Origin of the sequence: Pseudomonas sp. NFACC13-1 (assembly GCF_900104425.1) — a bacterium.
In the GTDB taxonomy this organism is placed as follows: Bacteria; Pseudomonadota; Gammaproteobacteria; order Pseudomonadales; family Pseudomonadaceae; genus Aquipseudomonas; species Aquipseudomonas fluorescens_AA.
This window is the reverse complement of record NZ_FMXV01000002.1, coordinates 105348-129450: the sequence shown is the minus strand read 5'-3', so window position 1 is coordinate 129450 and position 24103 is coordinate 105348. Positions and strand designations below refer to the sequence as shown.

General features: G+C 64.3%; 22 protein-coding genes. 13 read left to right on the top strand and 9 right to left on the bottom strand.

Annotated elements, in window-relative coordinates:
- Positions 1 to 139: 139 nt before the first annotated feature.
- Positions 140 to 1165, bottom strand: coding sequence for a LacI family DNA-binding transcriptional regulator (locus BLQ55_RS03040; RefSeq protein WP_092252301.1), 1026 nt, complete (start codon positions 1163 to 1165; stop codon positions 140 to 142).
- Between the two features lie 278 nt (positions 1166 to 1443).
- Positions 1444 to 1797: a hypothetical protein gene (locus tag BLQ55_RS03035; RefSeq protein WP_092252299.1), complete on the bottom strand. Its 354-nt coding sequence runs from the start codon at positions 1795 to 1797 to the stop codon at positions 1444 to 1446.
- Positions 1798 to 2237: 440 nt separating this feature from the next.
- Between BLQ55_RS03035 and BLQ55_RS03030 the strand changes: the two genes are divergently transcribed.
- Positions 2238 to 7106: an NAD-glutamate dehydrogenase gene (locus BLQ55_RS03030; RefSeq protein WP_092198289.1), complete on the top strand. Its 4869-nt coding sequence runs from the start codon at positions 2238 to 2240 to the stop codon at positions 7104 to 7106.
- Between the two features lie 183 nt (positions 7107 to 7289).
- Here the strand turns inward: BLQ55_RS03030 and BLQ55_RS03025 are convergent, their stop codons facing one another.
- The 3 genes from BLQ55_RS03025 to BLQ55_RS03015 form a co-directional block, all read right to left on the bottom strand.
- Complete coding sequence (locus BLQ55_RS03025) at positions 7290 to 7694, bottom strand: cupin domain-containing protein (RefSeq protein WP_092252297.1); 405 nt, start codon at positions 7692 to 7694, stop codon at positions 7290 to 7292.
- Between the two features lie 229 nt (positions 7695 to 7923).
- Positions 7924 to 8217, bottom strand: coding sequence for an antibiotic biosynthesis monooxygenase family protein (locus BLQ55_RS03020; protein WP_092252295.1), 294 nt, complete (start codon positions 8215 to 8217; stop codon positions 7924 to 7926).
- A 121-nt stretch (positions 8218 to 8338) separates the two neighbouring features.
- A complete protein-coding gene (locus BLQ55_RS03015) occupies positions 8339 to 9772 on the bottom strand; it encodes a MocR-like pyridoxine biosynthesis transcription factor PdxR (protein WP_092252293.1) in 1434 nt (477 codons plus the stop codon).
- Between the two features lie 195 nt (positions 9773 to 9967).
- On the opposite strand from BLQ55_RS03015, the gene BLQ55_RS03010 reads away from it, so the two are divergent.
- The gene (locus BLQ55_RS03010) at positions 9968 to 10408 is read left to right on the top strand and encodes a carboxymuconolactone decarboxylase family protein (RefSeq protein ID WP_072404481.1); all 441 of its coding nucleotides are present in this window, start codon (positions 9968 to 9970) and stop codon (positions 10406 to 10408) included.
- A gap of 153 nt (positions 10409 to 10561) precedes the next feature.
- Here BLQ55_RS03010 and BLQ55_RS03005 read toward each other — a convergent pair whose 3' ends face one another.
- Positions 10562 to 10888, bottom strand: coding sequence for a hypothetical protein (locus BLQ55_RS03005; protein ID WP_092198301.1), 327 nt, complete (start codon positions 10886 to 10888; stop codon positions 10562 to 10564).
- A gap of 205 nt (positions 10889 to 11093) precedes the next feature.
- On the opposite strand from BLQ55_RS03005, the gene BLQ55_RS03000 reads away from it, so the two are divergent.
- The 3 genes from BLQ55_RS03000 to BLQ55_RS02990 are packed head-to-tail and all read left to right on the top strand — an operon-like array spanning position 11094 to position 13247.
- Positions 11094 to 11726 carry a secretin and TonB N-terminal domain-containing protein gene (locus BLQ55_RS03000; RefSeq protein WP_092252291.1) on the top strand — a complete coding sequence of 211 codons (633 nt, stop codon included), beginning with the start codon at positions 11094 to 11096 and terminating at the stop codon, positions 11724 to 11726.
- Positions 11723 to 12268 (top strand): sigma-70 family RNA polymerase sigma factor, encoded by a 546-nt coding sequence (locus BLQ55_RS02995; RefSeq protein WP_092198307.1) that lies wholly within the window; start codon positions 11723 to 11725, stop codon positions 12266 to 12268. Before BLQ55_RS03000 ends, BLQ55_RS02995 begins: the two co-directional genes overlap by 4 nt.
- Before the next feature lie 37 nt (positions 12269 to 12305).
- Positions 12306 to 13247 (top strand): FecR family protein, encoded by a 942-nt coding sequence (locus BLQ55_RS02990; RefSeq protein WP_092198559.1) that lies wholly within the window; start codon positions 12306 to 12308, stop codon positions 13245 to 13247.
- 154 nt (positions 13248 to 13401) lie between these two features.
- Here the strand turns inward: BLQ55_RS02990 and BLQ55_RS02985 are convergent, their stop codons facing one another.
- The gene (locus tag BLQ55_RS02985) at positions 13402 to 14013 is read right to left on the bottom strand and encodes a PulJ/GspJ family protein (protein ID WP_092252289.1); all 612 of its coding nucleotides are present in this window, start codon (positions 14011 to 14013) and stop codon (positions 13402 to 13404) included.
- A complete protein-coding gene (gene gspH, locus BLQ55_RS02980) occupies positions 14010 to 14462 on the bottom strand; it encodes a type II secretion system minor pseudopilin GspH (RefSeq protein ID WP_092198312.1) in 453 nt (150 codons plus the stop codon). The genes BLQ55_RS02985 and gspH overlap by 4 nt, the downstream gene beginning before the upstream one ends.
- Positions 14463 to 14579: 117 nt before the next feature.
- On the opposite strand from gspH, the gene BLQ55_RS02975 reads away from it, so the two are divergent.
- The gene (locus tag BLQ55_RS02975; RefSeq protein ID WP_092252287.1) at positions 14580 to 15011 is read left to right on the top strand and encodes a type II secretion system protein N; all 432 of its coding nucleotides are present in this window, start codon (positions 14580 to 14582) and stop codon (positions 15009 to 15011) included.
- A gap of 170 nt (positions 15012 to 15181) precedes the next feature.
- Here BLQ55_RS02975 and gspI read toward each other — a convergent pair whose 3' ends face one another.
- Positions 15182 to 15556 (bottom strand): type II secretion system minor pseudopilin GspI, encoded by a 375-nt coding sequence (gene gspI / locus BLQ55_RS02970; RefSeq protein WP_092198320.1) that lies wholly within the window; start codon positions 15554 to 15556, stop codon positions 15182 to 15184.
- Positions 15557 to 15704: 148 nt separating this feature from the next.
- Between gspI and gspG the strand changes: the two genes are divergently transcribed.
- From gspG to gspF, 7 genes are all read left to right on the top strand, one after another.
- Positions 15705 to 16154, top strand: a complete 450-nt coding sequence (gspG, locus tag BLQ55_RS02965; RefSeq protein ID WP_092198324.1) for a type II secretion system major pseudopilin GspG — start codon at positions 15705 to 15707, stop codon at positions 16152 to 16154.
- An 8-nt stretch (positions 16155 to 16162) separates the two neighbouring features.
- Entirely contained in the window at positions 16163 to 17149 is a 987-nt protein-coding gene (gspK, locus tag BLQ55_RS02960; protein WP_092252285.1) for a type II secretion system minor pseudopilin GspK, read from the top strand.
- On the top strand, positions 17146 to 18324 hold the full coding sequence (gene gspL, locus BLQ55_RS02955; protein WP_092252283.1) for a type II secretion system protein GspL: 1179 nt from the start codon (positions 17146 to 17148) through the stop codon (positions 18322 to 18324). Before gspK ends, gspL begins: the two co-directional genes overlap by 4 nt.
- Entirely contained in the window at positions 18317 to 18892 is a 576-nt protein-coding gene (gspM, locus tag BLQ55_RS02950; protein WP_092252281.1) for a type II secretion system protein GspM, read from the top strand. The genes gspL and gspM overlap by 8 nt, the downstream gene beginning before the upstream one ends.
- Positions 18889 to 21249, top strand: a complete 2361-nt coding sequence (gene gspD / locus BLQ55_RS02945; RefSeq protein WP_092252279.1) for a type II secretion system secretin GspD — start codon at positions 18889 to 18891, stop codon at positions 21247 to 21249. Before gspM ends, gspD begins: the two co-directional genes overlap by 4 nt.
- A gap of 169 nt (positions 21250 to 21418) precedes the next feature.
- Positions 21419 to 22837: a type II secretion system ATPase GspE gene (gspE, locus tag BLQ55_RS02940; protein ID WP_092252277.1), complete on the top strand. Its 1419-nt coding sequence runs from the start codon at positions 21419 to 21421 to the stop codon at positions 22835 to 22837.
- Complete coding sequence (gspF, locus tag BLQ55_RS02935; RefSeq protein WP_092252275.1) at positions 22837 to 24048, top strand: type II secretion system inner membrane protein GspF; 1212 nt, start codon at positions 22837 to 22839, stop codon at positions 24046 to 24048. Before gspE ends, gspF begins: the two co-directional genes overlap by 1 nt.
- Positions 24049 to 24103: the final 55 nt, after the last annotated feature.

The following is a 24103-nucleotide window of genomic DNA, read 5'->3' as shown; positions in this document are numbered from 1 at the left end:
AGTTTTGTTCAAAAAAAGGGTTCAAAAAAAGGGGGTGTGTTTCAGGGCCTTATCGCGAGCAAGCTCGCTCCCACAGGGATCTTCAGTGCGCCACAGATCCAGTGTGGGAGCGAGCTTGCTCGCGATAGGGCCCTCACCATCACCGACCATTCCCAAGCGTCGACCCACGCTCAATCAACCGCGCCGCAAAATCCAGGGTCCGCACCGGCCCGTTGTCACCGCGCAAGCGCTTGAGCAGGCATTCGAACGCGCTGGCGCCGATCTGCGCTGTCGGTTGGGCCAGGGCCGTGATGCCGCTGCCCACCAAGGGGTACCAATCCAAGTCATCGAGGGCGATCAGGCCCACGTCGTCGAACAAGTGGCAACCCAGCTCGCGCAACACCGTCGTCGCGGCGAGGGCGGCAATGCCATTGGCGCAGAACAACGCCTTGGGGCCATGGCCAGGCTGGGCAAGAAAGGTCTTGATGCGCGTGGTCAACTGATCGCAGGTTTCCACCACGGTGCCGGCCAGGGCAGGCCGTCGTTGGATGCCAGCCTTGAAACTCTCGACCCGCTCGATTCGCGAACTGGTGCCGTCGAACGGTTCGGTCACCAGCAACAGATCGCGGTAGCCCCGTTGTTCAAGGTGATCGAGGGCCATTTCGATGGCCGCCGGGTTGTCCAGCCCGACCAGGTCGCTGTCGAGGCGATCGACCTTGCGATCCACCAGCACCAGGGGCATTTCGCTGCGCAGCTCGAACAGTTCGTCACGGTGGTGACCCAAGGTGTTCACGATCAACCCTTCGATGTTGTAGGCACGCAGCAGCGCCAGGTGCTGGCGTTCCTGCTCGTCGTCGCGGTCGGTGTTGCACACCACCAGGCTGTAGCCATGGCGACGGCAGGCGGTTTCCACGCCATGCATCACGGCAATCGAATAAGGGTTGCGGATATCGGCCACCAGCATGCCGATCAGGCGTGTGCGCCCGCGCTTGAGGCCGCGGGCCATCTGGTTCGGCCGGTAGCCCAGCTCGCTGATGGCCTGCTCGATGCGCCGGGCGATGGCTTCGGAGAGCAGGGCACGGTCTTCGCCAATGAAACGCGAGACACTGGCCTTGGAGACCCCGGCGCGTTCGGCGACATCAAGCATGGTTACGCGGCTGCGCTGGGCGGCGGAGAAAGAATTCACGGATAGAAACCTGCTTATTAGCGTTATTCAGGGGTTCTGAAACCGGTTTCAGGAAACCTCAGAACACAGTCGCCCGTCAAGGGCGTCTCGATACGAGAGCGACCGACGGTTGCCACGTCGCGAGCGGTTTTGGAGATGACGGTCACTCTCTATGCAAGCAGAGCCACCGCCATCGCGAGCAAGCTCGCTCCCACACTGATGACTTGTACAGATCGGTGAACGACGCCATTCCTGTGGGAGCAAACTTGCTCGCGATGGCGTCCGTGGAGACGCTGGGATCAGTCCTGTCTTACATAGGTCCCCGTGCCCCGGAGAATGTTCTGCAGGGTCAATTCCACTTCCGCCAGATCCGCCGCATCGCTGTTGTGACTGATTTCCAGCACATCATCGCCATTGAGCGCATCGGCGTGCGCCGCAGCGATTTCGATCCTGAGCAAGGTCGGGCTCAGCGTCACCTTCACGCCATCCAGGGTCGAGGGTTCGCCGTCGAGGGTGATTTCCAGTTCGTCTTCGTCGGGGTAGCGCGTCATCAGGAACATTTCGCCCTGGGCGCTGTGGCAGCAGAGCATGGCCATGTTGTCTTCTTCGTCGTCGCACGGGTTGGCGATCAGAAGGGCGGTGGTCATTTGCATGGTGATGGCTCCTGGCTCGATGAGCCCTGCGGGTACGAAAAGGGGATTTTGCCAGCCCGGGAGAATTTCTGCTGGGTTAGCTGGATCCAGGCCGATTTCACGCCGCCAGGTGTCGTTTGTCCCGCAGGCTGCTAGGGTTGTTCGAGGCGTACCGCTAGCCGATGACCGAATATGTCGCAGCGCTGCAAGCAGGCAGGTTGTCGCACTCGTTAAGCTGCGCAACGGATGTGCACCTGCCAAGGCCACCCCCGGGTGGTTTTTGCAGGTGTCCATGACATGAAATTACATGGAAAAGGATGTGACCCGCGGGTCCTGTCCAGCTTCACCCACCTGTCATCCTGTTTCCTCTGCCCGAGAATCAGGAACGGGGTGGCCGACAGCCCCGCAAGGGGTTGCACGCGACGCTTTCATCAATAACAAGCCCAAGCGGAGTACCACAGATGGCGTTCTTCACCGCAGCCAGCAAAGCCGACTTCCAGCACCAACTGCAAGCGGCACTGGCGCAGCACATCAGTGAACAGGCACTGCCACAAGTGGCGCTGTTCGCTGAACAATTCTTCGGCATCATTTCCCTCGATGAACTTACCCAGCGCCGGTTGTCCGACCTCGCTGGCTGCACCCTGTCTGCCTGGCGCCTGCTTGAGCGCTTTGATCACACGCAACCGCAGGTGCGTGTCTACAACCCCGATTACGAACGCCACGGCTGGCAGTCGACCCACACGGCCGTGGAAGTGTTGCACCATGACCTGCCGTTCCTGGTGGACTCGGTCCGTACCGAGCTGAACCGTCGCGGCTACAGCATCCATACCCTGCAAACCACTGTGCTGAGCGTGCGTCGCGGCAGCAAGGGCGAGCTGCTGGAAATCCTGCCCAAAGGCACCCAGGGCGACGACATCCTGCAAGAGTCGTTGATGTACCTGGAAATCGACCGCTGCGCCAACGCCGCCGAACTCAACGTCCTGAGCAAGGAACTTGAGCAAGTGCTGGGCGAAGTGCGCGTGGCCGTGGCTGATTTCGAACCGATGAAAGCCAAGGTCCAGGAAATCCTCGACAGCCTGGACAGCAGCGCCTACGCCATCGACGCTGATGAAAAGAGCGAGATCAAGAGCTTCCTGGAATGGCTGGTGGGTAACCATTTCACCTTCCTGGGTTACGAAGAGTTCGTGGTGCGCGATGAGGCCGACGGCGGTCACATCGAGTACGACCCCGACTCGTTCCTCGGCCTGACCAAATTGCTGCGCGCCGGCCTGACCGCCGAAGACCTGCGCATCGAAGACTACGCCGTCGCCTACCTGCGCGAGCCGACGCTGTTGTCGTTCGCCAAGGCCGCACACCCGAGCCGCGTGCACCGTCCGGCCTACCCGGACTACGTGTCGATCCGCGAAATCGACGCCAGCGGCAAGGTCATCAAGGAATGCCGTTTCATGGGCCTGTACACCTCTTCGGTGTATGGCGAGAGCGTGCGGGTCATCCCGTACATCCGTCGCAAGGTCGCGGAAATCGAGCGCCGCTCGGGCTTCCAGGCCAAGGCGCACCTGGGCAAGGAACTGGCCCAGGTGGTCGAAGTGCTGCCCCGTGACGACCTGTTCCAGACCCCGGTAGACGAGCTGTTCAGCACCGTCATGTCCATCGTGCAGATCCAGGAGCGCAACAAGATCCGCGTGTTCCTGCGCAAAGACCCGTATGGCCGTTTCTGCTACTGCCTGGCCTACGTGCCACGTGACATCTATTCCACCGAGGTGCGCCAGAAGATCCAGCAAGTGCTGATGGATCGCCTGAAGGCCACGGACTGCGAATTCTGGACGTTCTTCTCCGAATCCGTGTTGGCCCGTGTGCAGTTGATCCTGCGGGTGGACCCGAAGAACCGCCTCGACATCGACCCGCTGCTGCTGGAAAAAGAAGTCGTGCAGGCTTGCCGCAGCTGGAAGGACGACTACGCCAGCCTGGTCATCGAAAGTTTCGGCGAAGCCCAGGGCACCAATGTGCTGTCGGATTTCCCGAAAGGCTTCCCGGCCGGCTACCGCGAGCGCTTTGCCGCGCACTCGGCGGTGGTGGACATGCAGCACCTGCTGAACCTGAACGAAAAGAACCCGCTGGTCATGAGCTTCTACCAGCCGCTGGGCCAGGTCTCCGGCCAGCGCGAGCTGCATTGCAAGCTGTATCACGCCGACACCCCGCTGGCGCTGTCCGACGTGCTGCCGATCCTGGAAAACCTCGGTCTGCGCGTGCTCGGTGAATTCCCGTACCGCTTGCGCCACACCAACGGCCGCGAGTTCTGGATTCATGATTTCGCGTTCACCGCCGCCGAAGGCCTGGACCTGGACATCCAGCAACTCAACGACACCTTGCAGGACGCCTTCGTCCATATCGTGCGTGGCGATGCCGAGAACGATGCGTTCAACCGCCTGGTGCTGACCGCCGGCCTGCCATGGCGCGACGTGGCGCTGCTGCGTGCCTACGCCCGTTACCTGAAGCAGATCCGCCTGGGCTTCGACTTGGGTTACATCGCCAGCACCCTGAACAACCACACCGACATCGCTCGCGAACTGACCCGGTTGTTCAAGACCCGCTTCTACCTGGCGCGCAAGCTCAGCGGCGATGACCTGGAAGACAAGCAGTTGCGTCTGGAGCAAGCGATCCTCTCGGCCCTGGACGATGTCCAGGTGCTCAACGAAGACCGCATCCTGCGTCGCTACCTGGACCTGATCAAGGCCACCCTGCGGACCAACTTCTACCAGACCGACGCCAACGGCCAGAACAAGTCCTACTTCAGCTTCAAGTTCAACCCGCACCTGATCCCGGAACTGCCCAAGCCCGTACCGAAGTTCGAGATCTTCGTCTACTCGCCACGGGTCGAAGGCGTGCACCTGCGCTTCGGCAACGTCGCCCGCGGTGGCCTGCGCTGGTCCGACCGTGAAGAAGACTACCGTACCGAAGTGCTGGGCCTGGTAAAAGCCCAGCAAGTGAAGAACTCGGTGATCGTGCCGGTGGGCGCCAAGGGCGGTTTCCTGCCACGTCGCCTGCCGCTGGGCGGTAGCCGGGACGAGATCGCGGCGGAGGGTATCGCCTGCTACCGCATCTTCATCTCGGGCCTGTTGGACATCACCGACAACCTCAAGGACGGCGCGCTGGTTCCGCCGGCCAACGTCGTGCGCCATGACGACGATGACCCGTACCTGGTGGTCGCGGCGGACAAGGGCACTGCGACCTTCTCCGACATCGCCAACGGCATCGCCATCGACTACGGCTTCTGGCTGGGCGATGCGTTTGCCTCCGGCGGTTCGGCCGGCTACGACCACAAGAAAATGGGCATCACCGCCAAGGGCGCATGGGTCGGCGTGCAGCGCCACTTCCGCGAGCGCGGCATCAATGTCCAGGAAGACAGCATCACCGTGGTGGGCGTCGGCGACATGGCCGGCGACGTGTTCGGCAACGGTTTGTTGATGTCCGACAAGCTGCAACTGGTCGCGGCCTTCAACCACCTGCACATCTTCATCGACCCGAACCCGGAGCCCGCCAGCAGCTTTGCCGAGCGCAAGCGCCTGTTCGATCTGCCGCGTTCGGCCTGGACCGACTACGACACCAGCATCATGTCCGAAGGCGGCGGTATCTTCTCGCGCAGCGCGAAGAGCATCGCCATCTCGCCGCAGATGAAAGAACGCTTCGACATCAAGGCCGACAAACTCACCCCGACCGAGTTGCTCAACGCCTTGCTCAAGGCGCCGGTGGACCTGCTGTGGAACGGCGGTATCGGCACCTACGTCAAGGCCAGCACCGAAAGCCACGCCGATGTCGGCGACAAGGCCAACGATGCGCTGCGCGTGAACGGCAACGAACTGCGCTGCAAGGTCGTGGGCGAGGGCGGTAACCTGGGCATGACCCAACTGGGTCGCGTCGAGTTCGGCCTCAATGGGGGCGGTTCCAACACCGACTTCATCGACAACGCGGGCGGCGTGGACTGCTCCGACCATGAAGTGAACATCAAGATCCTGCTCAACGAAGTGGTGCAGGCCGGCGACATGACCGACAAGCAACGCAACCAGTTGCTGGCGAGCATGACCGACGAAGTCGGTGGCCTGGTATTGGGCAACAACTACAAGCAGACTCAGGCCCTGTCCCTGGCGGCACGCCGCGCCTTCGTGCGGATCGCCGAATACAAGCGCCTGATGAACGATCTGGAAGCCCGGGGCAAGCTGGACCGCGCCATCGAGTTCCTGCCGACGGAAGAGCAACTGGCCGAACGTGTTGCGGCGGGCCACGGCCTGACCCGTGCCGAACTGTCGGTGCTGATCTCCTACAGCAAGATCGACCTCAAGGAAGCGCTGCTCAACTCCCTGGTACCGGACGACGATTACCTGACCCGTGACATGGAAACCGCGTTCCCGCCGACGCTGGTGAGCAAGTTCTCTGAGGCCATGCGTCGCCATCGCCTCAAGCGCGAGATCGTCAGCACCCAGATCGCCAACGACCTGGTCAACCACATGGGCATCACCTTCGTTCAACGGCTCAAGGAGTCGACGGGCATGAGCCCGGCGAACGTGGCCGGTGCCTATGTGATCGTGCGCGATATCTTCCACCTCCCGCACTGGTTCCGGCAGATCGAAGCCCTCGACCACCAGGTCTCGGCCGACGTGCAACTGGAGCTGATGGACGAGCTGATGCGCCTGGGGCGTCGCGCCACGCGCTGGTTCCTGCGCAGCCGTCGCAACGAGCAGAACGCGGCCCGTGACGTCGCTCACTTCGGTCCGCACCTGGCCGCGTTGGGCCTCAAGCTCGACGAACTGCTGGAAGGCCCGACCCGTGAAGGCTGGCAGACCCGTTACCAGGCCTATGTGGCTGCTGGCGTGCCGGAGTTGCTGGCGCGCATGGTTGCCGGCACCACGCACCTGTACACCTTGCTGCCGATCATCGAGGCGTCCGACGTCACCGGCCAGAACGCCGCCGATGTGGCCAAGGCTTACTTCGCCGTGGGCAGTGCCCTGGACATCACCTGGTACCTGCAACAGATCAGCGCACTGCCGGTGGAAAACAACTGGCAGGCACTGGCCCGTGAAGCGTTCCGCGACGACATCGACTGGCAGCAACGGGCGATCACCATCTCGGTCCTGCAGGAGGGCGACGGTTCCCAGGACGTGGAAACCCGCCTGGCGCTATGGCTGGAGCAGCATCACAGCATGGTCGAGCGCTGGCGTGCGATGCTGGTGGATATCCGTGCCGCCAGCGGCACCGACTACGCCATGTACGCGGTCGCCAACCGCGAGCTGCTGGACCTGGCGTTGAGTGGTCAGGCGGTCGTGACGGCCAACTGATCCGGCGTTGAATGAAAAAGCCCCGCATTGAGAGATGCGGGGCTTTTTTTGCTTTCAGGATTCACTGTGCCCCTGTGGGAGCGAGCTTGCTCGCGATAGCGGTGGGTCAGCGACATTGAACTTGACTGATACACCGTCATCGCGAGCAAGCTCGCTCCCACGGGATGGCTTGTAGTGCGACTGTCAGTTCTTCAGCGGTATCAATACCGCTTCATCCTCGCCCATCACCATGAACACCAGCAATTTCGCCGGTTGGCTCGTGCTGGCGTTTTTCGACACCAGGTGCTCGGAGCCCGCCGCTTCGTACCAGAACTCCCCGGCCTTGTAGGTCTTCGCCGGCTCGCCCTTGACCTGGGAGGTGATGGCGCCTTCCAGCACATAGGCCATGGCCGTGCCTTCGTGTTGGTGGGCAATGGACGCTTGGCCGGGGGCATAGTTGACGGTCAGCATCATGGCTTTTTTGCCTGGAACGTTTTTCAGCAGTTGCTCCTGCAACACCGTGACCTTCTCCGAAGGCGTGGCTTCGTGGGCGTAGGTATGGGGAACGGGCAGCAGGCTGAGGGCGGCGATCAGATAGAGGGTTTTCATGGGGCATGGACCTTGGTGATTTCGAGTGATTTCGCGCGGTAGCGGCGATGGGTTCACCCTAAGCCCCAGGGGGTGGCAAGCAAACGTCCAATCTTTCGGAAGGTGGGTAGACCAATGGGGGTACGAATTACAGCGGGCCGGCCAGTGCAATTAGCTGGCCTGCACCGTTGTGGCGAGGGGATAAATCCCCTCACCACAATCTGGCTGGGCGGGAATGAAGCGGCGCCTTTCAAACAACCGGAAAACTATTGAAATCCACGCTTCGGGCCAGGCGGTTGTCGATCAGGCTGATGAAACCTTGCACTTCCGGACAGTTGAAGTGGGCTTGCATGGCCGCTTCCGATTGCCAGCGGGCGCTGACGTTCCAGCGGTCGCCATCGTCCGGGCAACGGTCGACCAGGTAGGCATCGCAGCCTGGCTGGGCGCGCAGGGTCTCGACGATTTGCTGCAATTGCCGGCCCAGTTCTTCCGAGCGACCGGCGGCGGCTTGCACCTGTACGGTATTGATCACTTGGCGAGACATCGTTTCAGACTCCTGAATCAAGTCGGACGGAGGTGTCCACGGGTAATGACACCCGTGCAGGATAGGCCTGGCGGCGCGAGGCTCAAACAGCCAATGGGCGGATAAATGCGCAGTCCAATCCTCAGGCCACCTGCTGCAGGATGTCGCGCAAACGGTCGAGGGCGATGTCGATGTCGAGGGTTTCGATTGCGCCGAAACCGAAAAACAGGCCTGGCCGCACCGGCACATCATTGAAAAAACCATCGAGGCTGTAGAGCCCGACCTCGGCTTTTTTCGCCAACTCGATCACCAGCGCCAGGTCCACCGGGACCTTGCACAACACGGCCATATGAAAGCCCGCGGTGGTGGGCACGGCCTCGAACCAGGGCGACAAGTCCCCGGCCATGCGCGCCAGGATCCGCTCGCGACGCCCGGCGTACAGGGTGTGGCAGCGGCGGATGTGCTTGAGCAGGCAGCCCTCGGCGATGAACTTGGCCAGTGCCCACTGGGGCAGGGTGGAGGTGTGCTGGTCGGTGAGACGCTTGGCCAGGATCACCGCTTCAAGGATCGCCGGTGGCAGGATCGCGTAGCCGAGCCGCAGCTCCGGCAGCAGGGTCTTGGAGAAGGTGCCGACGTACGCGACGATCCCGCGCTCATCCAGGCTCTGCAACGAATCGGCGGGCCGGCCTTCGTAGCGGAATTCGCTGTCGTAGTCGTCTTCGATGATGATCGCCCCCAGCTCATAGGCCCGCGCGAGCAAGGCCTCGCGGCGGGCCTGGCTCATGGGCATGCCCAGGGGGAACTGGTGGGAGGGCGTCACATAAATCAACCGCGTGCCGTCGGGGATCAGGTCTACCCGCATGCCTTGCTCGTCCACTGGCACCCCGGCCACCGTGGCGCCCTGGGAGCCGAACAACAAGCGCGCCGGCGGATAGCCCGGATCTTCCATGGCCACCAGGCTGCCGGGACGGGTCAACACCCGCGAGATCAGGTCCAGGGCCTGTTGCGCGCCGTTGCACACCACGACGTCTTCGTCCTGGCAATTGACCCCGCGGGAAAACGCGATGTGCCGGGCAATGGCACTGCGCAGCGACGGCAGGCCTTCGGGCTGGCTGTAGAAACCCTTGGCACTGGCGATCTGGCGTAGCGCGTGGGCGGTGCAACGCCGCCAGTCGTCCAGCGGAAACTGGCCCTTGCCGGTGGCGCCGCCGATGAAGTCGTAGCGCAACGCACCTTCGAGGGTGGGGTGGCGCATCAGGTCCGGCATGGTGCGCCAGGCCTCGACGACGTCGGCGCCGGCCAGTTCGCGGTGGCTTTGCTTGCGCACGACTTTGGCCGGCCGCGCATTGACGTAGGTGCCTTTGCCGATGATGCCGGTGAGGAAGTTCTCGTAGGTCAGTTGGGCGTAGGTGTCGGAAACGGTCTTGCGCGAGACACCCAGTTGCTCGGCCAGCAGGCGACTGGGCGGCAGTTGGGTGCCGGCGGCCAGGCGGCCACTCTCGATGGCGCTGCGCAATTGTTGATACAACTGGCCCGACAGGTCCTTGCGGCCGTTGATGACGACATGAAGTTCCATACCCGCAAGCTCCTGGGCGATTGTTCGGTGGCCAGCGTCAAAGGCGCAAGATTACCCGCATTGTGCGACTGCATAGAAGTTGCGTGGGGAAAATCCCGTCCATTGGACTTGTCCCCGGTTTTTTCGCCGAATTGGACCTGTCATTGCCCGGCACCAGGGCCTACCGTGAGGGCCTCGAATGCCACGGAGCCCGCCATGAGCCCGCGTCTGGATTACTACACCGCATCCCCCGGGGCGATGCGAGCCATGATCGGCCTGGAAGCCCTGACCAGTCGCTTGAGTATCGAACCGGCGCTGCTGCACCTGATCAAGATCCGCGCCTCGCAACTCAATGGCTGTGCCTTCTGTACCGACATGCATTCGGTGGAGGCGCGACGCCAGGGCGAGACCGAGCGGCGGCTCTACGCGGTGGCGGTATGGCGCGACAGCGGTTTCTTCACGGCTCGCGAACGCGCCGCCCTGGCCTGGACCGAGGCGGTGACGCTGTTGGCTGAAAGCCAGGTGCCCGATGACGTCTATGCCCAGGCCCGGGCCTGCTTCAGCGAGGAGGAACTGGTGGACCTGACCCTGGCGATCAGCACCATCAATAGCTGGAACCGGTTGGCGGTGAGTTTTCGCCAGAGTCCGGGGGGGTGAGTTTCAGTCGTTTAGCGCCTGGCAGGCCGCTATCGCGAGCAAGCTCGCTCCCACATGGGATGGGTCTGAACGGGAGTTTTGTGTTCTCCCGGATTACTGTGGGAGCGAGCTTGCTCGCGATGAACGATAACGCGGTTTAATGTTGGGCAAAGGTTAATTATTGCCGGGCGTCGGCGGCCGCTGGGGCTTGACCGAAGTGCCGAATGTATTGCCCATGCGCACCCCCGTGGCCGCCGGGGTGGCCAGGCCGATGCTGTTCGGCGCGCGTTCGTTGACCGGCACGTTCATGGCGTCCTGGGCCCGTTGCGCCGCCTTCGCGGCCTGGGGGGTGTTGCCCATCTGCCGGCTCAGGCAGTTGTAGTCGGGGGTCTTGTAACCCCCCACGGTCACCTCGATACAGGCCGGGGCTTCTTCACCCTGGGCCCAGGGCAGGGCCATGACCAGCCCGAGGCCTGCCATCATGTTCATCCACTGTTTCATCTGCGACCTCCTGGCCCGTCGCAGCGGACGGTGCGTTGTCAGGGCATCAGTCTAGTGCGGCCTGGAGGATTTGTATCAGTTGTCATACGACATTCATAAACACCCCTCAGGATGACGATTTTCAACGGATACGTCAGTCGTGCAGCAGGGCAGAGCCGGGGGCGGACGCGGACGTGGATTGACCAGGACGCCCTTGGGGTGGCTGATGGTGTTGCTGTGCCTGCTGGCCGGGCCGATCCGGGCGGTTGGCCTGGTGGACCTGGACATCGCGCCCCAGGAACTGACCACGGCGCTGGAGCAGTTCAGTCGCGCGACGGGCATGGCGGTGCTGGTGGACCACCAGCTGTCGAGCCAGCGCCAGACGCTGGGTGTGCAGGGACGGTTTCCTCCCTCCGAAGGGTTGCGGGTGTTGCTCAGCGGTACCGGGCTGGCGGCGCATTATGCCCGGGCGGATGCGTTCACGTTGCAGCCGGTGCGGGTCCGCGAGGTGCCGCTGCCTGCCGGTGTCACCCCGGGCCTGAGTGACAGCAACTACGCGGCAGCCATCCAGACGGTCATCCAGCGCAATTTGTGTCGTTCAGCGTTGACCCGCCCGGGCAGTTTTCGGGCGGTGCTGCAAGTGTGGATCGGCCGGGACGGCGTAGTCCAGCACAGCCGCCTGGTCAGTTCCACGGGCGACCTGATGCGGGACAAGGCCCTGGTCAACAGTTTGCAGAACCTCAGGATCGACCGCCCGGCGCCCAGTTCGTTGCGCCAGCCGGTGACCCTGCTTTTGTTACCCGACTCATCAGGAAAAAGCATGGAATGCATGACAGGGGAAGGGGTGTCCGGGCGATGAAAGACATCGGTCGCAGCCCGTTGGTGAAGTTGTTCCTCACCTCCTATGAGGATTTCCGGGTGCGCCTGCGCAGGCGCCTGGGCTCCGAGGAACTGGCCAACGATGTGCTGCATGAAACCTACCTGCGGGTCGATCGCATGGTCGACCCGCCGGACATCGCCCAGCCCAGTGCCTATTTGTATCGCATGGCCCTGAACATTGCCGCCGACCGCCGGCAGGCCGATGCGCGCTTGCTCACGGGCGGTGAAATCGAGGAGCTGCTGCAGGTCTCGGATGAGGCGCTGGACCCGGCGCGGGTGGTCGGTGGGCAGAAGGAGTTGCAGACCTTGCTCAAGGCCTTGTACGAACTGCCGGCGCGCCGTCGCAGGATTTTCATCGCCGCCCGCCTGGAAGAAGCGCCGCACCTGGAAATCTCCGAGCGTTTCGGTATTTCCACCCGCATGGTGGAGAAGGAAATCAAGGCGGCGCTGGGGCATTGTGCCCTGCGCCTGGAAAGAAAAGTCATTCAGCGGTTCGGTCCCGGCGCGGGAAAACCGTCTTGAGAGTAGAGACCCGACCCTTTCATGAGTGTGTGTGCGCTTGAACATCTTCAGCATCGCTTCCCCTGATGCCACGCCCCAGGCCCGATTGGCCAGCGAGGCCCGAGATTGGCTGATCCTGCTGACCTCGGGGCGCGCCACCGTGGCCGATGCCCGGGCCTTGCGCCTGTGGTGCGGGCAAAGTCCCGAACATGCGCAGGCCTTTGAACAGGCCAAGGCGCTGTGGCATGAGCTGCAACCCGCCGCCGCAGCGTTGCAGGCGCCTCGGCATTTCGGCCGTCGGGCGTTCTTGGGTGGTGCCATCGCGGCATCGGCGGCTTTCCTGTTGATCCGCGCCACGGTGCCTGGTGGTGTTTCCGGGCTGGGGGCCGACTACATCACCGAGGTCGGCGAACAGCGCCGAGTGGAATGGGGCGAGGGCGTCAGCCTGGAGCTCAACACCCAGACCCGTCTCAGTCGCCGCGCGCTGGCCGATGGCGGACAAGGGTTGGAATTGCTCAGTGGCGAAATTGAAGTGCAGGGGCGCAGTACCCAGGTGGTCAGCGTCCAGGCCGGCGCCGGCTGGATCAGCGCCGCCCGGGCACGCTTCAACATCCGCTACACCGGCCAGAGTGTCTGCGCGACCTGCCTGGAGGGCGTGGTGCAGGTCGAGGTGCAAGGCCAGCGCTTTAGCCTGGAACCGGGCATGCAACTGACTTACGACCCTCACCAGGTGGGCGCGCCCAAGCGTGCCGATGTGTCGGCCGCCATTGCCTGGCGTGAGCAGGTGCTGGTGTTCAACGACGCGACCCTGGCCAGCGTCATCGATGAAATCAACCGCTACCGTCCCGGCATGTTGTTGCTGCTCAACCGCGAACTGGGCCAGCGCAAGGTCCAGGCACGGTTTCGCCTCGACCAGTTGGCGGGCGTGGCGCTGTTGATTCGCGATGCCTACGGCGCCAAATGCACCGAGTTGCCGGGTGGAGTGGTGGTGTTGAGCTGAGGCCGGCGCTGCCTGGCGGGCCCCATCGCGAGCAAGCTCGCTCCCACAAGGGCCCAAATCTTGAGCTCACCCGGTAACCCTGTGGGAGCGAGCTCGCTCGCGATGGGGCCTGTACATTCGACATCATCCTTGACAGACCCACCGCTATCGCCAGCTAATCCAACGGCCCCAGCACCTGTCGATAGGTTTCGGCCCCCTGAGGTGTCTGGCGAGTCAGGCTGACTTCGATGCCCGTCGGGTTTTCCTGGCGGTTGCCGCTGAGTTTGCGCCAGCCTTTTTCCGTGTCCCAGTAGCGCAGGCCGGCGTCGCTGACGTCACTGAGCACAGCCACGCCCGGGCCGGGTGCGGGCAGGGGGTAGCGGTTGCGGGCCTGGCCCTGGGCGCGGTAAAGCGTGTCGCCCTTGAGCCACCAGTGCACCCGTTGCAGCTCGCCTTCCTGGGCCGCCGCCACGCGGATCACATCCAAGCGAAAGCCCCGACCTTCGGTGCTGCGCACGGTGAGGGCGGGCGGGGCGGTCGACGGCTGGTCGTCGACGCCGGGTTTGACCGGTTCACTCAGCTCGATGCTGGCGCGCAGGGCCACGTCGCGCTCCAGTTGGTTCAACACCCGCAGCAGCGCTTCGGTCTGCTCGGTACTGGCCTGCAAATGGCTGTCGGCACGGGTCACGCTGTCCAGCCCGCGCCAGGCGATCAGGCTGACCACCGCCATCAGCAGAATCGCCACCATCACCTCCAGCAAGGTGAAGCCTTTCTCCCGGGCGTTCATTGGAGTTGCACCCGCCCGGCGGCGCTGCGTTGCACCGTGAGACTGTTCTGGCCGTCCGACAAGCGGATCTGCAAGGGTTCGCCGATCCATTCGGCATTCAACACGACCCGCTGCCTGGGTTCCACCCGCACCTCCATCGACGGACTCTGCCAGCGACGTCGACGCAGCTGCGGGTCGTCCTCGAAGCGATCGACCCCGGTGCCCCGGTCCGCGCGGCGACTGAAGCCAAAGCCCTTGGCATCCCAGCGCCAGGTAATCGGCCGCCCGTCGCTGCGTGCTTCGGTCTGGGCCAGTTGCAACAGCTGCACCAGCCGTTCGCCATCCTGGCGCAGCAACTTCAACGGGTCCGGCTTGATGCTCAGGCTCACGGCGGCACTGGCGATGCCGATGATCACCAGCACCACCATCAATTCGATCAGGGTAAAACCGCGTTGCTTGCCGAGGTTCATGTGCGCTCCTTTGCGTGAGCGTCATCCTGCACGGTGAAGATGATAAGGATGTGAAATAAAACGGAGAGAATTGACGCGTACGCTGCAAGCTGGAATCAAAAAAAGGAGATTCAGGCCATGGCGTTCATCGAGCGTGTGTCCCCGGCGCAAATCGTCCAGGTCGTGGGCTTGTTGGCAGCATTGGCCGGGGTGGCGACCTGGTCTTCGCTGCTGCTCACGTCGGCCGAGTCGCGCACTCCGGACGTCGCCCCGCAGCGCATGGCCGAGCGTTCCGATAACCCGGCGTTGCAATGGTTCTCCAACCAGCCAGCACCGGTGGACATCAAGGTCAGCGGCGTGCTGGCCGGCCCCCACGCCGCCGTGGCGATCCTCAGCCTCAACGACGGGCCGCCGCGCAGTTTCCTGGTGGGTGAACGCGTGGCCCAGGGGGTGCGGCTGGTGGCGATCGAGGCACAAGCGGTGGTCATCGAACGTGGCAACGAACAGACCCGACTGGTCCTGGCCCGGCTGCCGGACTCGGTGAGTTTGCCGTCCCTGACACAGCCCTGAGCACTCTTGCTCTCGCTGGGCTCTGTAGGAGCTGGCGAAGCCTGCGATCTTTTGATCTTTCACTTGGGACTCAAGTGTCTGGGGGAAGATCGCAGCCTCGTTGCACTCGACAGCTCCTACAGCCCCAGCGGGAGCAAGCGCCCTCGCCACAAGAGATCGCACGCATTTCCTTACTTCTCGCGGCTGACCAACGTCTCCAGCCGAGCCAACGGCGGTGCTTCGCGACTGCGGTCCGACACGCTCAGTTCAACCCGCAGCAGCCGGCCGTTTTCCGCCGGGCGCAGGGTCTGTTCGCAACGCAGCAGCAAGCGCCCCTGGTCGCATTCGAACACTTTGGAGCCCTGGGCAAAACGGCCTTCCAGGCGCAACTGCGCCAGTTGGCTGCGAGCGGCCAGCAGGGCGATGGATTTGTCCCGCAGCAGGCCGTTGCTCTGGGTCATCACCGCCGCCACGCGCACGGCGGCCGACATGGCCACGGCGATGATCGCCAGGGCCACCAGCACTTCGATCAGGGTGAAGCCGGCTTGCGGAGCAGGGCGTGGCATGGCGCGGGCTCGGGTGCGAGGGCAGTCTTGAAGGGTAGCCGGCGTTCGTGACCGATTGACGACGCAAGCTCCTGAGCAATTTCAATATCACTGACATATTTTCTTGCAACACTGCGCCTCGAATCGAATCCAGCGAAGGACCGTCGAGATGCAGATCGCCCGTTACAACGCCCGTTCCCTAGGCCCTCGCGGGCAGCGGGGTTTCACCCTGATCGAAATCATGGTCGTGGTGGTGATCCTCGGCATCCTGGCGGCGATGGTGGTGCCCAAGGTCCTCGACCGTCCCGACCAGGCGCGGGCAACGGCGGCGAAACAGGACATTGGCGGCCTGATGCAAGCCTTGAAGCTGTATCGCCTGGACCACGGCAGTTACCCGAGCATGAATCAGGGCCTCAAGGTGCTGGTGGAGAAACCGGCCGATGCGAAAAACGGCACCTGGCGTTCCTACCTCGAGCGCCTGCCCAACGACCCGTGGGGCCGCCCCTACAACTACCTCAACCCCGGTGCCAACGGCGAAGTCGATATCTTTTCCCTGGGGGCCGACGGCCAGCCCGATGGCGACGGCGTGAATGCCGACATTGGCTCCTGGCAGTTGTAAGGGCCGTGATGCGAACGGATTCGCCCCTCGCGGCGAAGCAGCGCGGCATGGCGGTGATCAGTGCCTTGCTGATCGCCGCCGTGGTGGCGGTCATCGCCGGCGGCATGCTGACCCGCCAGACCCTGTTCACTCGCAGCCTGGAGGCCGAGCAGTTGCGTGTCCAGGGCACGGCGCGGTTGCAGGGTGGCCTGCAACTGGGTCGCCAGTTGCTCCGGGATGCCCGGCAGCGCGATCCACTGACGCGCTTCGGCCAACCCTGGGCCAAACCCATCGTGATACCGGGTTCAGGCCAGATCGACACTCCGTTCGAAGGCCAGTTGGAAGATGAGCAAGGCAAGTTCAACCTGCGCAACCTCGTCGCCAATGAGCGGGTGGACGAGGAGCAAGTGCGCGCCTTCGAGCGCCTGTGCCAGCAATTGGGCGTGTCCGCGACGGTCCGCACGCGTATCGTCGACAGGGTGGTCGAGGCCTATCCGCGCCTGTTGAATCCGCAGCGGGCGGACCAGGCGCCAAAGGCCACTACCTTCGACAGCGGGCGCGAAACGTCGCCCCAGGCCGACAATACGCCGCTGGCCCCGACGCGCCCTATGTTGCGCACCTTGCAAGACTTGCGCAGCATCAAAGGCGTCACCACGCGGTTACTGGACACGCTGGCGCCTTACGTGACGATCCTGCCCACCAACACCTGGCTCAATGGCAACACCGCCAGTGCCCCGGTGCTGGCCGCCTACGTGCCGGGGTTGTCGCTGCAACGGGCCGAGGCGCTGGTCAGGGAGCGCGACGGCGGCCACTGGTTTATCAACCGCGGGGATTTCGTCAATCGCCTGCGCATGCCGGAGCTGGAGACCGCCAGCGTCAAGGTCGGCATCACCAGCGACTGGTTCCGTTTGCGGGGGCAGGCGCGCAGTGGTCAGCGGCGGGTCGAACTGGAGGCTTTGCTGCAACGCACCGAGGACCGCTTGCCCCAGGTGATCTGGTCGAGGGTGGGCGTATGACGCGCTTGCGCATCGCCCTGGCGCCGCTGGGCAGCCTGGACCTCGACAGCCCGGTGGCGTTTGCCTGGCTGGATCGCCACGGCCAGGTCCGCGAGCAAGGCCGCAGCAGCCTTCGGGCGTTGGGCCAGGGCGGTAAAAACCTTTCGGTGGAGTGTTTCCTTCATCCCCGCGACAGCGTGTTGACCCGCCTGGAATTGCCACTGTTACCGGCGGCCAAGATCAGCGCAGCGGTGACGTGCGCGGCCCAGGCCCTGATGCTCGGCGCCAGCGAGCACATGCAGGTGGCCCATGGCCCGCGCGACATTGACGGGCAGGTGCAGATCACCTGGCTGGACCGTGAATCCCTCGCCAATCTCGGGCGGCTAGTGCACCAGGCCGGCATGAAACTGCGTGGCCTCTACCCGGCGGCCTACGCCTTGCCGGTGCTGTCCGGGCCGGTGGCCTGCATCGAGGACGACCATCTGCTGGTGCGCCATGGCCTGCAGCACGCCGTGGTGCAACCGTTGCAGGAGGAGGCGTTGGACGAGTGGCTACTGGAAACGGGGGCTGGGCTGCACTGGATCGGAGACGCGCCGCCACAATCTTCCCTCGACACCTTGGCCCAAGGCCAACGCTGGACGGGCCCTGCACCGGGCTGGGGTTTGCATGTCGGCCTTGCACGCAACGCCGTCAAGCGCGGTGGTTGGGGCCGGGCGGTGGCGATCTGCGCGACAGCGCTGGCGGTGTGGGTGGTCGGGTTGAACCTCTATGCCGCCCGCGAAGCGGCCCAGGGCCAACGGCTCAAGGCGCAGATGAGCCAGCGGGTGAAACAGGCGTTTCCTGAGTTGCCGGTGATCCTCAACCCATTGCAGCAGGCACGCCAGCAAATCGCCGCGCGCCAGAGCGGTGCGGCGACCGACCCGGCCCAACGCTTTGCCAGCCTGGTGCAACAGGCGGGCAGCGCCATGCCGTTCATGAGCGGCAATGTCCAGGCGTTGGTGTTCGAGAACGGTGAGTTGCGCTTGACTGTGGTGGCCGAGGCGCAGAAAACCGCCGCCGAAGAGGATTGGAAAATCCCCCTGGCCCAGGCCGGCATCGACGTCGCCGCCATCGACCAGGGCTGGCGCCTGCGGGTGGCCCCGGCCGGCCAGGGTGCGCAGGACGCCGACGAAACCCCGGACGCCGACGATGAATAAGCACTCCCTGGCACTGGCGCGGGTCCGTTGGCAAACCTTTCGCACGCGCTTGCGCACGTTCTGGCAGGGGCTCGCCGTGCGCGAACAAGCCGCCGTGGCCCTGGCCGCGCTGGTGTTGGGCGGCTGTCTGGTCTGGCTCGCGCTGATCCAGCCACCGCTCAAGACCATCGCCTACTGGCAAGCCGAAACCCCGAAGCTGCGATCCCAGACCGAGGCCCTCGAAGTGCTGTTGCGTGACGTCGCCGGGCCCGCGCAAGGCCTGCCCCTCGAAGCCGCCTTGCGCCAGAGCCTGGACGCCAGCGGCTTGAGCCAGCACTACCAATTGCAAGCGCCCGGCACCGAGCGCCCCGGCGCCTGGCAGCTCACGTTCGACCAGGCCCCGGCGGAGGCGGTCATCAGCTGGCTGCTGGGCAACCCACGGCCATTCTCCCTGGAGGTGATCGAAGCCCGTTTGCAGCGCACCGCCCTTGCCAATCCCGATAACCACGACAACCTCGATAACAGCGCCGGCACACTGTCCGGAACCGTTCGCATGGATCAGGCGCAAAGCGCTAAGGAAGCTTCATGAAAGGGGCCCGATACCCACGTCATTGGCGCAAGGCCGCGCCGCTGTTGTTGCTGGCGTTGAGTGCGTGCAACAGCACGCCGCCCGCGTCGCAGCCACCGTTGCTGGTGGACAGCGAGCTGGGTATTCCGTTGGGGAGTACCCAGCGTAGCGGCGATGCATTGCTCGATCGCCAGCGGGCCCAGGACCTGCGTGAACGCAAGCCCGCGGTGCGGCATCAGGTCGATCTCACCGCCCGTGCCCGAGAGCCCCGCAGCAATGTGCCGGCGCGCACGCCCCTGGGGGATCAACCGGTGACGCTGAATTTCGTCGAGGCGGATATCCAGGCGGTGGTGCGGGCCTTGTCCCGCTCCACCGGCCAACAGTTTCTGGTGGACCCGCGGGTCAAGGGCAACCTGACGCTGGTTTCCGAAGGCCAGGTCCCGGCTCACCAGGCCTACGACATGCTGCTGGCCGCGCTGCGCATGCAAGGCTTCAGCGTGGTAGACGTGGGCGGCGTGGCCCAGGTGGTGCCGGAGGCTGATGCCAAGCTGTTGGGCGGGCCGATCTACAGCGCCGACAAACCGGCCGGCAACGGCATGCTGACGCGCACCTTCCGCCTGCAATACGAAAACGCGGTGAACCTGATCCCGGTGCTGCGCCCGATCGTGTCGCCGAACAATCCGATCAATGCCTACCCGGGCAACAACACCATTGTCGTCACCGATTACGCCGAAAACCTGTCGCGGGTGGCGCAGCTCATCGAAGGCATCGACACCCCGAGTGCCATCGACACCGACGTGGTGCCGATCCACAACGGCATCGCCGTCGACATCGCGCAAATGGTCTCTGATCTGCTGGAAACCCAGGGCGGCGACCAGACCCAGAAGATCAACGTGATTGGCGACCCTCGCTCCAATTCCATCATCATTCGCGCCGGCAGCCCCGAGCGCACGGAGCTGGCGCGCAACCTGATCTACAAGCTCGACAACGCTCAGAACAATCCGAGCAACCTGCACGTGGTGTACCTGCGCAACGCCCAGGCCGGCAAACTGGCCCAGGCCCTGCGCGGCTTGCTCACCGGGGAAAGCGAAGGCGAGGGCAACGACAATTCGCGCTCGGTGCTCAGTGGCATGGGTGGCAGCACCAATGGGCAGAGCGGGCAGGGCAGCAGTGGTGATGGCACCAGCAGCACCACCAGCGGCAGTGCGTCGACCAGCGGCAACGGCTACGGCCAGGGCAGCAACGGGACAACCTCCGCTTCGACGAAAAACGAACAGAGCACTGCTTTCAGCGCCGGCGGTGTCACCATCCAGGCCGACGCCACCACCAACACCTTGCTGATCTCCGCGCCGGACCCGTTGTACCGCAACCTGCGGGAAGTCATCGACCTGCTGGACCAGCGTCGCGCCCAAGTGGTGATCGAGAGCCTGATCGTCGAGGTTGGCGAGGACGACGCCAGCGAATTCGGCGTGCAATGGCAGACCGGTAACCTCGGTGGCAGCGGGGTGATCGGCGGGGTCAATCTCGGCGGCACGGGGCTCAACCTCAACGGCAAGACCAGCATCGATGTCTTGCCCCAGGGCCTGAACCTCGGCGTGGTCAACGGCACCGTGGACATTCCCGGCATCGGCAAGATCCTCGACCTCAAGGTCCTGGCCCGGGCCTTGAAGAGCAAGGGCGGCACCAATGTGCTGTCGACGCCGAACCTGCTGACCCTGGACAACGAAGCGGCGAGCATTTTCGTCGGCCAGACCATTCCCTTCGTCAGCGGCAGCTACGTCACGGGCGGGGGTGGCACCAGCAACAACCCGTTCCAGACCGTGACCCGCGAGGAGGTGGGTTTGAAGCTCAATGTCCGGCCGCAGATTTCCGAAGGCGGGACGGTCAAGCTCGACATCTACCAGGAGGTCAGCAGCGTCGATAATCGCGCCTCGAGCACCACGGGTATCGTCACCAACAAGCGCGCCATCGACACCAGCATCCTGCTCGACGACGGGCAGATCATGGTCCTTGGCGGGCTGCTGCAGGATGGCTACAGCCAGAGCAACGACGCGGTACCGTGGCTGTCGACCATTCCCGGGATCGGCGCGCTGTTTCGCAACGAACGGCGGCAGATCACCAAGACCAACCTGATGGTGTTCCTGCGGCCCTATATCATCCGCGACACGGCGGCGGGACGCGGCATTACCCTCAATCGCTATGACTTCATGCGCCGCGCCCAGGGCCTGCTGCAACCGGATCGTAGCTGGGCAATGCCGGACATGCAGGCCCCGCAACTGCCGGCCTCGGCGAGGGCGATCCCGGGGACGCCGCCTGCCGGGTCGCAGATGCCCAGGGCGGTGATCAAGGCGGTGCCGGTCGAAGGAGGCACTCGCTGATGAACATCAGCGGCATGCACAATGCTGAGGCCAGCCCAAGACACTGTGGGAGCGAGCTTGCTCGCGATGACGGCCATTCATTCAACCGCATTGCAACTGACCCACCGCTATCGCGATCAAGCTCGCTCCCACAGGGGGTATGTATGTTTCTTGGGGCCGAGGTGTCGGCATGAACACCCTCCCATACGCCTGGGCCAAGGCCCAGCGCCTGGTGTTGAGCCAGTCCGAAGAGGGGGCGGTGCTGATGGTGTGCCCGTCCACGCCGGGCTGGTCCATCAGTGAAGTGCGCCGTCAGTTCGGCGAAGTGCGGCTGGAGCGGGTGCGCGACGAGGAGCTCGATGGACTGCTCAACAGTGCCTATGCCGACACCGGCAGTGCTGCCGCGGTGGTGGGCGCGGCTGAAAACGAAGTCGACCTCGACCGGCTGATGCAGGATATTCCCGAGATCACCGACCTGCTGGACACCCAGGACGGCGCGCCGGTGATTCGCATGATCAATGCCTTGCTGACCCAGGCCGCACGGGATGAGGCCAGCGACATCCACATCGAACCCTACGAGAGCCATTCGGTGGTGCGCTATCGCGTCGACGGCACCTTGCGCGATGTGGTTTCGCCGCGCAAGGCCCTGCACGGTGCGCTGGTGTCGCGGATCAAGATCATGGCCCAGCTCGACATCGCCGAAAAACGCCTGCCCCAGGACGGCCGCATCGCCTTGCGCGTCGCCGGTCGACCGATCGATATCCGCGTCTCGACGGTGCCCACCGGCCACGGCGAACGGGTGGTGATGCGGTTGCTGGACAAGCAGGCTGGCCGCCTGAAACTGGAAACGTTGGGGATGGATCCGGATGTGCTGGGCAAGCTCGATCACCTGATCCGCCAGCCCCACGGCATCGTCCTGGTCACCGGCCCCACGGGCAGCGGCAAGACCACCAGCCTCTACGCCGCCCTGGCCCGGCTGGACGCCAGCGTCCACAACATCCTCACGGTGGAGGACCCGGTGGAATACGACCTGCCGGGCATCAGCCAGATCCAGGTCAACGCCAAGATCGACATGACCTTCGCCCTGGCGTTGCGGGCGATCCTGCGCCAGGACCCGGACATCATCATGATCGGCGAAATCCGCGACCTGGAAACCGCGCAAATCGCCGTGCAGGCGTCTCTCACCGGTCACCTGGTGTTGGCGACGCTGCACACCAACGACGCGGTGTCGGCCATCAACCGGCTGATCGACATGGGGGTCGAGCCGTTCCTGCTGGCCTCGTCGATGCTCGGCGTGCTGGCCCAGCGACTGGTGCGCAGGTTGTGCCCGCAGTGCAAGCAGCCGGATCCGGCCACGCCCGGCACCTGGCGCCCGGTGGGGTGCCCGACCTGTAACCAGACCGGCTACAGCGGGCGCACCGGCATCCATGAACTGTTCTGCATCGACGATGACATCCGCACGCTGATCCACCAGGGGGCAGGGGAGCAGGCACTGCGCGCCGCCGCTCGCCAGGCCGGCATGTTCAGCATGCGCGAGGATGGCGGGCGCTGGGTGCGCAGTGGCACCACGGCCCCTGAAGAAATCCTGCGCGTGACACGGGACGCCTGATGAATCGCTACCGTTTCGAGGCCGCCGACGCCCAGGGCAAGATCGAATCCGGACACTTGGAAGCCGACAGCCAGGGGGCGGCCTTCAACCTGTTGCGCAGTCGCGGGCTGACGGCATTGCAGGTGCAGGTCGAGCGCAACACGACACCGGTCAATGGCGGTGGTTTGTTCAGCGCCAAACTCTCGGACAACGACCTGGCCTGGGCCACCCGGCAACTGGCGAGCCTGCTGGGCGCGAGCCTGCCGTTGGAAGCCGCGTTGAGCGCCACGGTGGAACAGGCCGAGCGCAAGCACATCGCCCAGACCTTGAGCGCGGTGCGCGCCGATGTGCGCAGCGGCATGCGCCTGGCCGAAGCCCTGGCGGCACGCCCCCGGGATTTTCCGGAAATCTATCGGGCGTTGATTGCCGCCGGTGAAGAGTCCGGCGACCTGGCCCAGGTGATGGAGCGATTGGCGGACTACATCGAAGAGCGCAACAACCTGCGGGGCAAGATCCTCACGGCGTTCATCTACCCCGGGGTGGTGGGGCTGGTGTCGGTCGCCATCGTGATTTTCCTGCTCAGCTACGTGGTGCCCCAGGTGGTCAGTGCATTTTCCCAGGCCCGCCAGGACCTGCCCGCGCTGACCGTGGCGATGCTCACCGCCAGTGATTTCATTCGGGCCTGGGGCTGGTTGTGTTTTGGCGTGCTGGCCGGTGGCTTCTGGAGTTGGCGCATGTACTTGCGCAAACCGGCGGCGCGGTTGAACTGGCACGCGCGGGTGTTGCGCCTGCCGCTGATCGGGCGTTTCGTACTGGGCCTCAACACCGCGCGCTTTGCCTCGACCCTGGCGATTCTCGGCGGAGCCGGGGTGCCGTTGCTGCGAGCGCTCGAAGCCGCACGCCAGACCCTGTCCAACGACCGCCTGAGCCAGAGCGTCAGCGAGGCCACGGCCAAGGTCCGCGAAGGGGTCAACCTGGCGGCGGCGCTGCGGGTGGAAAAAGTCTTCCCGCCAGTACTGATCCACCTGATCGCCAGCGGCGAGAAAACCGGCTGCCTGCCACCGATGCTCGAACGCGCCGCGCAGACCCTGTCCCGCGACATCGAACGCCGGGCCATGGGCATGACTGCGCTGCTGGAGCCGCTGATGATCGTGGTCATGGGCGGCGTGGTGCTGGTGATCGTCATGGCGGTGCTGTTGCCGATCATCGAGATCAATCAGTTGGTGCAATAAACCGTCCTCTACTGGTTGACACAACTCTCGTGGCAAACACAGGTCCTGTGGCGAG

Coding starts and splice junctions, on each gene's coding strand:
- BLQ55_RS03035 (WP_092252299.1), bottom strand. CDS start 1,797: ATGCAAATGACCACCGCCCTTCTGATCGCCAACCCGTGCGACGACGAA.
- gspL (WP_092252283.1), top strand. CDS start 17,146: ATGACGCGCTTGCGCATCGCCCTGGCGCCGCTGGGCAGCCTGGACCTC.
- gspF (WP_092252275.1), top strand. CDS start 22,837: ATGAATCGCTACCGTTTCGAGGCCGCCGACGCCCAGGGCAAGATCGAA.
- BLQ55_RS03000 (WP_092252291.1), top strand. CDS start 11,094: ATGGTGTTGCTGTGCCTGCTGGCCGGGCCGATCCGGGCGGTTGGCCTG.
- gspD (WP_092252279.1), top strand. CDS start 18,889: ATGAAAGGGGCCCGATACCCACGTCATTGGCGCAAGGCCGCGCCGCTG.
- gspG (WP_092198324.1), top strand. CDS start 15,705: ATGCAGATCGCCCGTTACAACGCCCGTTCCCTAGGCCCTCGCGGGCAG.
- BLQ55_RS03010 (WP_072404481.1), top strand. CDS start 9,968: ATGAGCCCGCGTCTGGATTACTACACCGCATCCCCCGGGGCGATGCGA.
- BLQ55_RS03030 (WP_092198289.1), top strand. CDS start 2,238: ATGGCGTTCTTCACCGCAGCCAGCAAAGCCGACTTCCAGCACCAACTG.
- gspK (WP_092252285.1), top strand. CDS start 16,163: ATGCGAACGGATTCGCCCCTCGCGGCGAAGCAGCGCGGCATGGCGGTG.
- BLQ55_RS02985 (WP_092252289.1), bottom strand. CDS start 14,013: ATGAACGCCCGGGAGAAAGGCTTCACCTTGCTGGAGGTGATGGTGGCG.
- BLQ55_RS02975 (WP_092252287.1), top strand. CDS start 14,580: ATGGCGTTCATCGAGCGTGTGTCCCCGGCGCAAATCGTCCAGGTCGTG.
- BLQ55_RS02995 (WP_092198307.1), top strand. CDS start 11,723: ATGAAAGACATCGGTCGCAGCCCGTTGGTGAAGTTGTTCCTCACCTCC.
- BLQ55_RS03005 (WP_092198301.1), bottom strand. CDS start 10,888: ATGAAACAGTGGATGAACATGATGGCAGGCCTCGGGCTGGTCATGGCC.
- gspH (WP_092198312.1), bottom strand. CDS start 14,462: ATGAACCTCGGCAAGCAACGCGGTTTTACCCTGATCGAATTGATGGTG.
- gspM (WP_092252281.1), top strand. CDS start 18,317: ATGAATAAGCACTCCCTGGCACTGGCGCGGGTCCGTTGGCAAACCTTT.
- BLQ55_RS03015 (WP_092252293.1), bottom strand. CDS start 9,772: ATGGAACTTCATGTCGTCATCAACGGCCGCAAGGACCTGTCGGGCCAG.
- BLQ55_RS03020 (WP_092252295.1), bottom strand. CDS start 8,217: ATGTCTCGCCAAGTGATCAATACCGTACAGGTGCAAGCCGCCGCCGGT.
- gspI (WP_092198320.1), bottom strand. CDS start 15,556: ATGCCACGCCCTGCTCCGCAAGCCGGCTTCACCCTGATCGAAGTGCTG.
- BLQ55_RS03025 (WP_092252297.1), bottom strand. CDS start 7,694: ATGAAAACCCTCTATCTGATCGCCGCCCTCAGCCTGCTGCCCGTTCCC.
- gspE (WP_092252277.1), top strand. CDS start 21,419: ATGAACACCCTCCCATACGCCTGGGCCAAGGCCCAGCGCCTGGTGTTG.